16 protein-coding genes and 1 riboswitch are annotated in these 13,111 nt (G+C 43.0%); of the genes, 2 read left to right on the forward strand and 14 right to left on the reverse strand.

What is annotated here, in order from left to right; translation table 11 throughout:
• Window positions 1-36: 36 nt before the first annotated feature.
• A complete protein-coding gene (locus ACTD55_RS04495; RefSeq protein WP_438863114.1) occupies window positions 37-1,032 on the reverse strand; it encodes an NADP-dependent oxidoreductase in 996 nt (331 codons plus the stop codon).
• An 89-nt stretch (window positions 1,033-1,121) separates the two neighbouring features.
• Here ACTD55_RS04495 and ACTD55_RS04500 point away from each other — a divergent pair, with 89 nt between their 5' ends.
• Complete coding sequence (locus tag ACTD55_RS04500; RefSeq protein WP_438863115.1) at window positions 1,122-1,661, forward strand: mechanosensitive ion channel family protein; 540 nt, start codon at window positions 1,122-1,124, stop codon at window positions 1,659-1,661.
• Window positions 1,662-1,665: 4 nt separating this feature from the next.
• On the opposite strand, the gene ACTD55_RS04505 is transcribed toward ACTD55_RS04500, so the two are convergent.
• The 6 genes from ACTD55_RS04505 to ACTD55_RS04530 all read right to left on the reverse strand — a co-directional run bounded on the left by ACTD55_RS04505 (window position 1,666) and on the right by ACTD55_RS04530 (window position 6,061).
• Complete coding sequence (locus ACTD55_RS04505) at window positions 1,666-2,013, reverse strand: VOC family protein (RefSeq protein ID WP_438863116.1); 348 nt, start codon at window positions 2,011-2,013, stop codon at window positions 1,666-1,668.
• Between the two features lie 94 nt (window positions 2,014-2,107).
• Window positions 2,108-2,806: a hypothetical protein gene (locus ACTD55_RS04510; protein ID WP_438863117.1), complete on the reverse strand. Its 699-nt coding sequence runs from the start codon at window positions 2,804-2,806 to the stop codon at window positions 2,108-2,110.
• A 117-nt stretch (window positions 2,807-2,923) separates the two neighbouring features.
• Window positions 2,924-3,577, reverse strand: coding sequence for a 3,4-dihydroxy-2-butanone-4-phosphate synthase (ribB, locus tag ACTD55_RS04515; protein ID WP_438863118.1), 654 nt, complete (start codon window positions 3,575-3,577; stop codon window positions 2,924-2,926).
• Window positions 3,578-3,695: 118 nt separating this feature from the next.
• Window positions 3,696-3,856, reverse strand: a riboswitch (FMN riboswitch).
• Window positions 3,857-3,935: 79 nt separating this feature from the next.
• Window positions 3,936-4,820 (reverse strand): mechanosensitive ion channel family protein, encoded by an 885-nt coding sequence (locus ACTD55_RS04520; protein WP_438863119.1) that lies wholly within the window; start codon window positions 4,818-4,820, stop codon window positions 3,936-3,938.
• A 6-nt stretch (window positions 4,821-4,826) separates the two neighbouring features.
• Window positions 4,827-5,792 carry a magnesium transporter CorA family protein gene (locus ACTD55_RS04525; protein ID WP_438863120.1) on the reverse strand — a complete coding sequence of 322 codons (966 nt, stop codon included), beginning with the start codon at window positions 5,790-5,792 and terminating at the stop codon, window positions 4,827-4,829.
• Between the two features lie 23 nt (window positions 5,793-5,815).
• On the reverse strand, window positions 5,816-6,061 hold the full coding sequence (locus ACTD55_RS04530; protein WP_438863121.1) for a hypothetical protein: 246 nt from the start codon (window positions 6,059-6,061) through the stop codon (window positions 5,816-5,818).
• A gap of 159 nt (window positions 6,062-6,220) precedes the next feature.
• On the opposite strand from ACTD55_RS04530, the gene fabA reads away from it, so the two are divergent.
• Entirely contained in the window at window positions 6,221-6,739 is a 519-nt protein-coding gene (gene fabA / locus ACTD55_RS04535) for a 3-hydroxyacyl-[acyl-carrier-protein] dehydratase FabA (RefSeq protein WP_438863122.1), read from the forward strand.
• A 107-nt stretch (window positions 6,740-6,846) separates the two neighbouring features.
• Here fabA and ACTD55_RS04540 read toward each other — a convergent pair whose 3' ends face one another.
• The 7 genes from ACTD55_RS04540 to ACTD55_RS04570 all read right to left on the reverse strand — a co-directional run bounded on the left by ACTD55_RS04540 (window position 6,847) and on the right by ACTD55_RS04570 (window position 13,108).
• On the reverse strand, window positions 6,847-7,548 hold the full coding sequence (locus ACTD55_RS04540; RefSeq protein WP_438863123.1) for a hypothetical protein: 702 nt from the start codon (window positions 7,546-7,548) through the stop codon (window positions 6,847-6,849).
• Entirely contained in the window at window positions 7,545-8,336 is a 792-nt protein-coding gene (locus ACTD55_RS04545; RefSeq protein ID WP_438863124.1) for a hypothetical protein, read from the reverse strand. Before ACTD55_RS04545 ends, ACTD55_RS04540 begins: the two co-directional genes overlap by 4 nt.
• Window positions 8,326-8,682, reverse strand: a complete 357-nt coding sequence (locus tag ACTD55_RS04550; protein ID WP_438863125.1) for a cupredoxin domain-containing protein — start codon at window positions 8,680-8,682, stop codon at window positions 8,326-8,328. The genes ACTD55_RS04545 and ACTD55_RS04550 overlap by 11 nt, the downstream gene beginning before the upstream one ends.
• The gene (locus ACTD55_RS04555) at window positions 8,675-10,006 is read right to left on the reverse strand and encodes an ATP-binding protein (RefSeq protein WP_438863126.1); all 1,332 of its coding nucleotides are present in this window, start codon (window positions 10,004-10,006) and stop codon (window positions 8,675-8,677) included. Before ACTD55_RS04555 ends, ACTD55_RS04550 begins: the two co-directional genes overlap by 8 nt.
• Entirely contained in the window at window positions 10,003-10,662 is a 660-nt protein-coding gene (locus ACTD55_RS04560; RefSeq protein WP_438863127.1) for a response regulator, read from the reverse strand. The genes ACTD55_RS04555 and ACTD55_RS04560 overlap by 4 nt, the downstream gene beginning before the upstream one ends.
• Window positions 10,663-10,841: 179 nt before the next feature.
• Window positions 10,842-12,317: a hypothetical protein gene (locus ACTD55_RS04565; RefSeq protein WP_438863128.1), complete on the reverse strand. Its 1,476-nt coding sequence runs from the start codon at window positions 12,315-12,317 to the stop codon at window positions 10,842-10,844.
• Entirely contained in the window at window positions 12,302-13,108 is an 807-nt protein-coding gene (locus tag ACTD55_RS04570) for a patatin-like phospholipase family protein (protein WP_438863129.1), read from the reverse strand. The genes ACTD55_RS04565 and ACTD55_RS04570 overlap by 16 nt, the downstream gene beginning before the upstream one ends.
• Window positions 13,109-13,111 lie beyond the last annotated feature (3 nt).

Genomic DNA, 13,111 nt, shown 5'->3' on the forward strand with positions numbered 1-13,111 from the left:
TAATCTATTGGCCACAATGGGAAAATAATTGGATACCTAGACTTTTAATACCAGCTTGCCGAAGTTTTCACCTTTAAACAGCATCATGAGTGTCTGGGGAAAGTTGTCCAACCCTTCAACGACATGTTCTTTGGCTTTTAGTTTACCTTGTGCAATCCACCCCGCCATTTCACGGGCTGCATCTCCATAATGTTTGGCGTTATCAAACACCACTATCCCTTCCATGCGGGCGCGATTAACCAGCAATGACAAGTAGTTTGCCGGTCCTTTAACCGCTGTGGTGTTGTTATATTGACTGATAGCACCACAAATAACGATACGAGCATGTAAATTAATCCGAGTTAACACCGCATCGAGTATGTCACCGCCAACGTTATCAAAAAAGACATCCACACCTTGCGGGCAATGTTGCTTTAACCCGGTCATCACATCACTATTTTTATAATCAATCGCCCCGTCAAACCCGAGTTCATTTATTAAATAATCGCACTTTTCTTGTCCACCGGCGATCCCCACAACTCGACATCCTTTAATTTTAGCAATCTGCCCCACTACCGTTCCCACGGCACCTGCGGCGGCAGAAACCACAACAGTTTCACCCGATTTGGGTAATCCGGTGTTTAATAAACCAAAATATGCGGTCATGCCCGGCATACCTAAAACCCCCAAATAACGTGGCAATGGTGCTAATGCGGGATCCACTTTATGCAAACCGTTAGCTGCGATAACGGCATATTGCTGTACACCTAACATGCCATGCACATAATCACCGGGGCTAAAATCACTGCTGTTGGATTCAATGACTTTGCCAACACCACCGGCTCGCATGACTTCCCCTAACTTTACTGGTTCGATATATGACTTACCTTCATTCATCCAACCACGCATCGCCGGATCCAGCGACAAATACTCCACCTGCACCAAGACTTGATTGTTGGCTAACTCAGCCATGTCGGATTCTTTGAGTTGCCAATCCGTTTCTTTGGGTTCACCAATGGGTCTGGCAGACAAGATAAATTGTTTATTTTTCATTTTGTTATTCCTTTCTTGCAGGGTTTTAAACACAATAAAGTAAAATGCATACCATTAGCATCGAACTTCTTCACTAAAAGGTTATGATTATGAACTGGGACTATCTGCTGATTTTGGCAATTCTAGTCGGTTTTGCGCTTACTAGACGTTGGTTGAATATGCTATTTGCCAAACTTGTCACCACCAAGCAAGCGACTATTCAGCGTAAACTGATGGTCCGCCAACTGGTGCTTATTGCCCATTCCATACTGTTTATTATTTTAGGTACCCTGGTATTGGGTATTGATTACGGCCAATTTACCGTCTTTTTATCATCAACCTTCGCTGTACTAGGCATCGCCTTATTCGCCCAATGGTCAATTCTTAGTAACTTAACCGCGGGAGTACTAATCTTCTTTAACTTCCCTTATCGGGTGGGGGACTATATCAAAATTGCCAACAAAGATTATGATCTCGCTGGCATTATTGAAGAAATTAGCAGTTTCCATGTCCTAGTACGACATATTAACGGCGATCTTATTACCTACCCTAACAGCCTTATTCTGCAGACGCCGGTGATCAAGTTAAGCGGACCTCCAACCAATATGGAAATATGCCCATTACCCACACTGGACAACCACTCAAAATAAAACCCTATTCAGACCATACGGCAAATTCATTGCCATTAGGATCATTAAACTGAAAGCGACGTCCTCCTGGAAAACTGAATATGGGTTTGATAATAGTACCGCCCGCCTGCTCCACTTGTTGCAGGCTCTGTTCAATATTGTCGCTATACAATACGACCAACACACTGCCATTTTGAGTTTGGCAAGATAAATCCGTTTGATAAAATCCGGCACCGATCCCTGCATTGTTTACCGCGGTATAATCAGGCCCATAGTCGGTAAACTCCCATCCAAACACCTGATTAAAAAAGGTTTTGGTGTTTCCGATATTTGCTGACGGCATTTCAATATAGTCAATTTGGTGATGAGACATAGCTAATCCTTTTACGATTAAATGTAATCCACAACAACTCGATAAAAGCGGTCGAGCCTACTTTATATTATACCAATCCAGTTTGATTAGGAGCCTACCTTTTGTCAGCTCCGACTTTATCTAATTGCTGTCGAATATAAGGTTGAAAATCGCTTTGCTCAGTACATTTGATATTTCCCCCCATGATCCCCGTGAGGATTGCCGTTGTCTTACGCACAACACCATCACAGTTCACTCGCTTCTGAATGCTTTTTAACAATTTTTCATCTTGAGTTAATTCGGCTGTTGCAGCAGGCAAAATAACCGGTGAGTTCTTATGTTCACGGTATTGTGCTGCGGCCTCCGCGGCCATTTGCTGGATCTGCGTTTGATTTTTTTGAAGCAAATGTCGGTAGGCCTTTTCAACCTGAGTGGAACGGGATGGCACTGCCGTATTTTCCTTAGGCATGTCGTCAGCCTTTTCAACGACAGTATTAACACGTTTTAATGTCTGGCTGAGGTTATTAACCTCAGCGTCATGCGGTGAATTCGGTTCACTCACTATTTTCACAGGTGGAGGAAGATCTTCAACGCTTGGAGATGATTCCGTAGGTAACACTTCTTTGGGTTTGACTGGCGCTGGAGGAAAATACAATCTGGCCTTAATAATGTGAACTGACTCTGTTTTACTCCCCTGTACCGATTGCACAGACCCGTTTAGCAGGACCAATAAAAGGACATGTATCACAACAGAAACAGCGATTAACCAGATTATCGAATTGGTCGATTCGCTTAATTGCGATACTTGTCTCACTCGTTCCATCTAATAACGTTATCGATTCCACAAAAAACAATAGAGTCGGTATCGGCTTATTAGTTCCCTATGGTGCATTGCAGACCAGATAAGTGCACTAATCTGCAATGCAAGCGATTAACCTGCCTGTTGCAATAAGCGACGACGATAATCGGCAATATCCTCAATGGTTAACACCGGCATTTGATGTTGCAATGCAAAATCGATGATATTGGGCAAGCGAGCCATACTGCCATCCACATTAGTCAACTCACACAAAACCCCCGAAGGCAGAAGTCCAGCCAGCTTCATTAAATCAACCGTTCCTTCTGTATGTCCTCGTCGACTTAATACCCCGCCAGGCTCTGCTCGTAACGGAAAAATATGTCCCGGTCGGCTCAATTGTTCTGGCAAGGATTCCGGATCCGATGCGACTCGAATTGTTGTAACCCTGTCTTTGGCGGAAACGCCGGTTGTCACCCCATGACGAGCTTCGATTGAAGCGGTAAACGCAGTCTTATAATGACTGGAATTATCCTTGACCATCGGTGGCAGCTTTAGCCGCTTAATATCGATATCTTCCATACACAAACAAACAATTCCGCTACATTCACGGATCATCAGTGCCATTTGCTCAACGGTTAAATGCTGACTGGAAAAAATCAGATCACCTTCGTTTTCTCGATCTTCATCATCGACCAATAACACGCCTTGGCCTTCTTTTAGTGCATCCAATGCATTTTCGACACGTTGTAATGGCGCGCCAAAATAATGTTGTAACGTCTGACTCATGGTAATTTCCTCATTTATAAATAACCAGAATCAGGGCATGTAAAAGCACAGGATCGTATCCATAGATACTTCCTGAACGACAAGCAGTGCGCCTCTTCGATTGAAGAAGCGGGGTTTGTCTTATGCTCTCCCATCCGGACTATAACCGTCGGCTCTGGATTCACACCAGATCTGCTTGACCCTTTATCAGTTATCTAACAAAGGCGCTCGCGGGCTGAATAGTCAAATACAGACTACATTACCGCCGGTGGGGAATTTCGCCCCGCCCTGAGAATAAAACACAATGTTACAGCCACAAAATAGCTGTACAGGAAGTTTACCTGATTGCCTCTAACATCGGCAAATTCGAGTGATGAAGTTAAGATTTTTGATCAGATTGAGAAACTATCGGTTGTGATAAATGACTCGATTTAAAATGCAGGTCTCGCTGCGGAAAGGGTATTTCAATTTTATATTTTCTTAGTGCGTCATCAATTGCCCATAAATAGTCTGAATAAAGCGACGTGGGCCGTTTTACCTGTTCCGGGTGTACCCACACCCCTAACGTAAAGTGCAAGGCACTGTCACCAAATCCGGTCATCCACACTAATGGTTCATGCCCCGCAGTAGTTAAGGTATGTTTGACTTCACTGGCAGCCTCTAACACCGCTTTACGCACCAGTTGCTTGTCGCTTCCATACGCGACACTAAAGGGGATCCTAAAACGACGAATATTCTCTTCCAATGTCCAGTTAGTCAACATACCGTTAGCCAACTCAGAGTTAGGCAATAAAATATCCACATTATCATTAGTGCGAATTAAGGTGGCACGCATATGGATTTCAATCACTTCACCTACCAGTCCCGAATTGAGCTCGATGAAATCGCCGACTTTGATACTTTTTTCCAGCAGAATAACCAAACCCGAAACAAAATTATTGACGACCCCCTGTAACCCCAGACCAATCCCTATCCCTAACGCACTGGCTACCAGAGCCAGTTTTCCCACATCAATCCCTAAGCTGGATATGGCAATCAATATCCCAAGTACCAGAATGACATAATGCAAAATACGGTTTGCCACGTACAATTGAGCCTGAGCCGTCACTGCCCGTCCACGGCCAATGCGAAGTAATGCACGGCGCACCATGGCGGAGACCAAGAAAGTCGCGACTACAATCACTAAAGCCGTGATCAGTTGACTGAGCGCCAAATGATATTCTCCGACACTCAACAGTTCCTGATCCCACCATCCTTTATTCATTTTGCTTTACATCCAACGACGACGTTTGAAAAAAGTTAATAACCCCACTGCCACTACAGACATGACACCGAGTAAGATAAAATAGCCGTACTTCCACTTAAGTTCAGGCATGATTTCGAAGTTCATCCCATAAAGGCCGGCCAAGAAACTCAGAGGAACAAATATAGCCGTAATCACGGTAAGCACTCGCATGGTGACGTTCAGCTGATGAGAACTAATGGATAAATAGCCATCAAGTAAATCACCACAAATTTCGTAGTGCATCTGAACTAGCGTGTACAATCGATCAAATCGATCTTTGACATCAATAATTTCATGAATATGTGCATCACTGACCAACGAATTTTGGCTTCCCTGTTCAGTATGCAAACTGTCACTGATCCCGCAATGATAACTAAACACCCGGCGCAACTTGACCAGACGTGAACGATAAGCCACCAGCTCTGCCATCATCTGATCGTTACCATGATCCAAAAAGGCATCTTCCAAATCACTGAGTTTGTTTTCAAATTGCAAGATTTGTTCTAGGTAGATCCCCGCAGACGTATGCATAATTTTTAGCGCAACATGCAAAGGACTATCGATCAGCAGTGAATTATCCGTTCCCCAGACTTTTTCGACCCCTTTTGAATGTCCATGGCGAACGGTAATTAACTTATCAGACGACACAAAAAAGGCTAACTGCAGATGTTCAATATCCAAATCGTTATCGATTGCTAATACACCGCGATACAGAATAAAAATATGTGAGTCGAAGAATTCAATTTTAGGTGGATGCCGATCACGTAACGCATCTGCTATTGCCAGTGGATGGCAGTCATGATTACTTAAAAACTGCCGCACGCTTTCCTTATCGGTCAACTCCACATCTATCCAGATTTTGGCCCCGGGGGTATGCTGGACTTTGTCGATCAGCTCTTCGCCACCAATAGTGATGTGTCCATTTTGTTCAATTAACTGGGTTCTGATCATAAAGACTTCCTCTGACTATCGGCCTAACGATTATGGTCTTTCAACCATTCATTCAATAGCTTAATTTGCCCACATTTATAGGCAGCATAGGTTATGCGTAACGCATTGGTCAGCAATTCGCTATCAGTCCAACCGGATTTATCCGCTAAATCCTGATAACACTGCTGAGCCTCGGGGGTCACATAGCCTCGTAACTCCCTTTTACCTTTTAGTTTTTGTCGATCTCTATATCTGCGTTGCTTTTCAGCATTCGCATTTGGTTTTTTCACCGGTACTACCTCCCACCGTGAAAATAATTTAGTTATTAGTGATCTATCATATCTTTTCTACGCATTGATAAAAATATTTTAAATTAATCACTGTTCAGAGTTGTTTAGCGTACAACTGTTCGCTAAATTACCGACTCAAATTTTCTGGTGAAGTTATTTATGACATTAAAGCAAAACAGTTTTAGCAAAGAAGACCTTTTACGTTGTAGTCAAGGCGAACTATTTGGTCCTGGCAACAGCCAACTCCCGGCTCCAAATATGCTTATGATGGATCGTATTGTTGAGATCAGTGAAACCGGAGGGGAGTATGACAAAGGATATATTCTGGCTGAATTGGATATCCAGCCAGATTTATGGTTTTTTGATTGCCACTTTCCCGGTGATCCGGTGATGCCAGGCTGCTTGGGTCTGGATGCCATGTGGCAACTGGTAGGATTCTTTCTTGGATGGTGTGAAGGTCCGGGCAAAGGACGGGCATTGGGTGTAGGTGAAGTTAAATTTACCGGCCAAATCTTGCCCACCGCCAAAAAAGTCACCTATAAAATTGATATGAAACGGGTGATCAAACGCAAATTATTTATGGGACTGGGTGACGGAACCGTCGCCGTTGATGGCCGCGTGATTTATCAGGCCAAAGATCTGAAAGTCGGTTTATTTCAGGACACGAGCAGTTTCTAGCCTTACAACATGAGCTATAAAAACAACAATGCCGCTCAATTGAGCGGCATTGTTGTTTATACAATCAAACGGTTCAGCGAAGTAATGACGACTTTAAAACCAATAAATTAAAATTCCCATTCCAGTGAAAAGCGTAACGTATGATCTTTACTATCGCCATTCAGACCGGCAATAAAACCCAGTTCCCACTTAAGTTGCTTACTCCCTTCATAGCGATGCACGCCCATAAAAGCGGGGCCTAAGCCGATAAAGTCTTCTCCGGTATACAACTCAATAGCGGGTTGTAATTCAGGGATCCAACGGTAACGATATTTTAACCTGAACTCCGGCTCTACTTCAGATGAAATTCCATTACCCCAGTGATAATTCATCAACATATTTAAGGTCAGGCTGGTATGAATGAACTCTTTTTCAAACAACAATCCAACTGTTGCTTCCCAGTTATCTTGCTGATGTTCTTTTTCTACTTCAAATAACATGCCCCAATCGGCCCAATACTGGCCCTGTTCGGTTAACATCCAGCGAGTCTCAAGTTGATAACCTTGTAAACCAAAGTCATCAGACTGATCTCGATCAAATACCAAATAACCTTCCAAACTGACCACATCGGAAATTGCATGACCATAAGCAATACGTTGCGACAAAACGTTGGCCTCATCATTTTGTCTGGAAGTAAAGCGCCACTCCAGCTCACGTTCATTGGCTAAAACATAAGGGTGATACACTTTATCTACCACGGCGGCAAAAGCCGATTTTGCGTTAATTGCCCCAAGTAATAAAACGAGCCACCATCGTGACGACATATTCATTTTTTGCCCTCCATTAAACCCGCTTTATTCCGATAAACCTGCATGAGGCACCAGCTAAAAATGGGAAGAAACAACCCTGCAGTATAAAGTGATACTTGATAAAAACTTGGAGCTGCTTCATAGCCAACCAAAGAACGAAGAAAATATCCGGTCACTGAACCATCGGTAATCAGGTGACTACTATCCCACAGAGGAGCCGTTTGAGTTAACCAATCAATTTGTACCAATAAGTGACTCGCTTGACTTAACTGCCCTACTGCAAAAATTAACAACATCAATAATTGCACCGAAACACTGACTCGAGACATCAAGCCATTGGCCGCAAAAAATAGCAGTACCGCCACACTTAAATTAATTCCCAAACCTAAAATACTACCTAGGACTAGTGCTTGAGCTGCATCAACTTGTGACCAATAGCCCAGAAAAAACACCAGAAAATTAGCTCCACTAACCCAAATTACAAAACACATCAGTAATGTCGAAATCATCATCAACCAGGTGTTATTGCGCTTATCTACAGAGCGCCAATAGCCATAGCACAGCACCAACAAGTAAATTGAGCAATGCAAACTAAACAACAACACTTCCATGCCAGCACCATCAAACCATTCACTAATCTGGCCGATATACTTAACCAAAATAAATGCCCCGATAACCCCTAACGGCACTGCCAGTATGAGCCACTGATGGCGTAGTTTTAACGATTCATTACCTGCGATGAGTAAGCTCATTACAATAAAAACCGGTAACACATCCCGTAAAAAAAGGATAACGGTGTTAATTAGCATCGTTATCTCCCTTTTTTTGAACGACAACAACGCCACGAGCGGTATTGGGATTAAATTCTCCCATAAATGGGTATTCACCAGGTTTAAGTGGACCGATGTAAATCGCTACCTTACGACCAGCAAAAATCACTTTTTCGCGGTTCAATGAAAAACTGTCGAATTCTTCCGGTGTCGCGTCGTGATTATAAATAATCAGTTTGACTTTTTGGTCAGCTGGAACGGTAATTTTAGACGGGTAAAACAAGTGTTCACGGATATGAATTTCAAATTCAGTAATTGCCTTGGCGCTAAAAGACAATCCACTGAATAACGCCCAAATGATGCTTAACCGATAAAGCCTAGTCATGCTCATTAACCGCCAATGATTGAAAAATGACTCGGAATTGTAATCCACCCAAGGTTGCTGAGCGACTTAACTCAAGCTCAGCCTGATGTAACTGCGCAATATGTTGAACTATTGCCAAACCTAAACCACAGCCAATAATTTGAGAATCATGTCGATCACCACCAATACGATAAAAACGTTCAAATACCCGCTGATATTCCTGCTCATCAATACCGGGGCCAGAATCTTCCACGTCAATACAGGGGCGGCCATTGTGTTGCTTTATCGTAATTTTAATCTGTCCTTGTGCCGGGCTATATTTGCTCGCATTACTGATTAAATTTTGCAATAAAATACTGACCGAAAACTCATCTCCCATGATCACAACTGGATCACCATGCAGTTCAATTTCCTGCTGCCTGTCGACAATTTCAGGATACAGGATAGCGATCATTTTTTGCGCTAATTTTTTAAGATTAATTAGGCTAAAACTGGCGCTGAATTGATCGGGACTGGTACGGTTGAGTAATAATATTTGATCCACCACATGACTCATACGCTCAACACCCTGTTCCAGATACGTTAAATTCTGCTGCGCTATGCCCTTGTTATTAAGCTCAAGAAGTAAATTATGAGTATTAATTTTTAATACACTTAGCGGTGTTCTCAATTCATGCGCGGCATCCGATGCAAATCGCTTTTCTCTTAAAAAAGCCCCCTCTAGCCGGGCAAACAGGTGATTCATTGTATCGGTAACCGGACGTAATTCATCCGGTGTATTTTCCAGTATTATCGGGGTTAAATCATTAGCCTTTTTTTCCCTTAATGCTTTAGAAAGATGTAATAACGAGCCCAATCCGCGTTTGACTATCATGGAAATAATCAACGCTAATAGCGGAATACTAAAGATAAGCGGAGTCACCGCTGCAATAACCAAATTTTCGGCCAACTCAAAACGATGATTGACCGGCTGTGCCACTAACACCCAACGATCGACTTTGGCGTGATGAAACGCATAGGTACGCCAACGTTGTCCTAAAAAATTTTCTTCCCGAAAGCCTTGTATAAACGCGCTAAAAGGTTTGTCGGGTGCGTTATTACTGCGCATTAATAATTGTTGATCTTGCCAGACCTGAAATGCTAAATCCCCTTCTTCATCTACGTCAGTCACCTTAACAAGGCTATTAATCGAGACCAGAGTTTGGGCTAGGGATTTTAGTTCACTATCAAATAACGTTGTCGCACGCTGCATACTGGTATTGTAACCTTTAATCGCTGCAGCAAAGGTAATCAAGGTGATAGAAGCGAGTAAAAACAACACCAGATAACGATGAATTGAATTCATGTTTTATTCACAGAATAACCCACTCCACGGATAGTTTTAATAAACTGGGGCGGTAACTTTTTACGCAAGTTATGAATATGCACTTCTATGACATTACTCGCTACCTCTTCTCCCCACTCATAAAGTTTAGATTCAAGTTGTTCACGAGACTGAATTCTACCTGCATTTTCCATCAATGCTTTTAACACCATATATTCACGTCTGGAAGCGTCTACCGGTTTTCCGGCTAACATCACACTATGCGCAGCGGTATCAAGACAAACCTCATTAATTTCAATTAATGAGCTATTGGCCGTGCCAAGACGTCTTTCAAATACCCGCAACCGAGCAAATAATTCTGATGGTTCAAAGGGCTTAACCAAATAATCATCTGCACCATAATCCAATCCCTGAATTTTATCTTGGGTGGAGTCGCGGGCGGTTAAGACCAATACAGGGGTACCACTTTTTTGTTTGCGAATGGCTTTAAGCACCTCAATGCCATCCAAATCTGGCAAGCCAAGATCCAATATCACCATGTCACACTCACCCATTCCGGCTGCATGAATGGCATTTTTACCACTATCGACCCAATCAACCGCAAAACCTTCACTGCGCAGAGACTTTTGTAGTCCCTCGGCTAACTGTCGATCATCTTCTACCAATAAAATTCGCATTATTTTATTCTTTTATTTAGTTTAAGTTACGATTTATACACATTAAGGTGGATTATATCAGCACGATATTGATCTAACCTGACAACTTGCTCAGGCGCCGATTTAGAGGTGATTACTCGACAATCACCTTGATTGATTGCATTTCAGACTTTACTCCTTACCAACCTCAGGATACCAACTTAATAGCTTTGTCCCAACGACAAATATACCCGATAAGCTTTTTGTCGATAGGTGTCTTCTGCTTGGCCGTATCCCAAATATATCGCTCCTAGTGGACTATCCCAACCGGCAAATATACTTCCCGCCCAAATCCATTCAGCAATATCGTTACCTTCAGGTTGCAGCCAGCTTTCCTTTACTCGTCCCCGTTCGATAGAGCCGCCGAGATAAAATAGGGAGTCAAAAAAACTGAAACGATTTTCGTTCATTTGGTACATATAAATAAAGCTACCAAAACGTGCATCGGGGCCGTATAAATAATTACGCGGATAACCGGATAGATTGAGCAACCCGCCCAGTGCATATTGCTCCAGACCGATATCCCCCTCTTGAGACTGGTATTTATTCATGCTCCAGCGTGTTTTAAACACGTGATTGTGCCAGTGTTTAGCCGCAATAAATTCGTAGGAGCTATTTATACTATCGGAACTTGCCTCAAGGAAACGGTCATCCAGCCACTGTCGCTGAACTTTAAAGCGGATCCCCCGTGTCGAAAAGTTGGCGTTATTCAGACTATCCCATACAAAGCGCCATTCCACTCCTTTACGTCTATAGTCCAATCGACTGTAGCCCAAACTGTTCGCCAATATACTAGGTAGCCGATAACTACCATTTTTATCAATCCAACCTGTCGTTAAGACACCTTGATCTGAAATATTCCACCCCAAGGATCCATTAATAACCGTCTCGGATTTAAAAAACTCCCCTAACGACAATCCATTTGGATCTTCAACAACAAGCGATTCACTATGATTGTTGATTTTGCCGGAGACAAAAGTACTGGGACTGACCAGGGGCCAATATAACTCGGTACTAAACACTTTATCCGTGCCTAACGCAATTTCGGTTTGCCATTCAGCCCCCAGAGAAGATAATCCTGTGCGTGTATAGGACGCAGCAAATTGCATATTCCGGTTACTGTGAAAATCATCTTCCAACATCAGACGAAAATTAAGATAACCCGGTCCCCAACTTTTTTCTTCTGCCGTTACTTTAAGTTCAGTTCCTCCATCTGCTTTCTGGTACAGGTGACTGGAAACTCTTTCAAAAATATCTAATCCATAAACCTGCCGTATGCCTTCTTTTAATTGGCTGGTGTCATACTGTGAGTGGTTATTAAACCCCAACCGTTGCAACAATACCTCATCATCAAGTGAACTCATGTTTTCCAGTGCCAGACTATCAATATTAAGCTCTGGTACTAATTTGCTGCGCTGCCTTTTCATCCATGCTGCATAAACATCGGGACTCACAGAAAAACGCTGTAGCTGTTCAACGTGTCTAGACGCTTCTTCATTGCCAGCGTTATCTGCATCCTCCAAACGCTCAAAGTCCATAGTACTTATATCCGTCACATTGGGGTTGAGATACAAATCGTCAGCACCTAAGTGCTTTTTTTCTTCACTAACCATTTGCTTAACTAGAAAACTGGACAATTGTTCGGTGCCGAATTAAGTTGATCCTGCGTCTTAAGAGGCGCCTCTATATCTACCGCAATAACACGTTCAGCTCCCAATTGTTTGGCAATGCTAATGGGCAAATTATTGGCTACACCTCCGTCCACAAGCAGTAATCCATTTAGTTGCATGGGTCTGACAACGCCAGGAATTGACATGGAAGCTTGAACAGCAGATACCAGACTGCCGGAATCCAGAACCACTGCATCACGGTTAATTAAATTGGTTGCCACCGCCCTAAAAGGGATAGGTAACTGATCAAAATGCGCTAAATCCGGCTGTACACCAAATGCCTGTACCACTAATTCGGCCATAGCCTGTCCAAGCAGCACACCCTTAGGCATTTTAATACCATCAAGATCAACTCCCAGATCTAGCCTAATCGGAAACTCATCCCGCTGGTGTTTACGACGCATGGGCATTTCATCGCGATAAACTCTATCACGATATCCCGATCCCCAATTCAACTCCGTTAGTATCTTGTGAATTTCATCAGGACTACTGCCTGATGCATATAAGCCACCAATAAACGCACCGATGCTAGTACCAACAATGATGTCGATAGGAATGTTTTGCGACTCAAGCTGCCTGATAACCCCCAAATGAGCTCCTCCGCGGGCACCGCCACCACCCAACACCAAAGCCGTGCAAGGTCGATTGATGGCATTTATGCAAGGTGGCGACGCAGGAGTCTCAACTTCTTTTGCCAACAGCGAAGAAAACGCAACAAAATATAATAATATCAGTATGAAACGAATTGAATTGAACATGAA

This window comes from Neptunicella sp. (assembly GCF_048268085.1).
GTDB lineage: Bacteria > Pseudomonadota > Gammaproteobacteria > Enterobacterales > Alteromonadaceae > Neptunicella.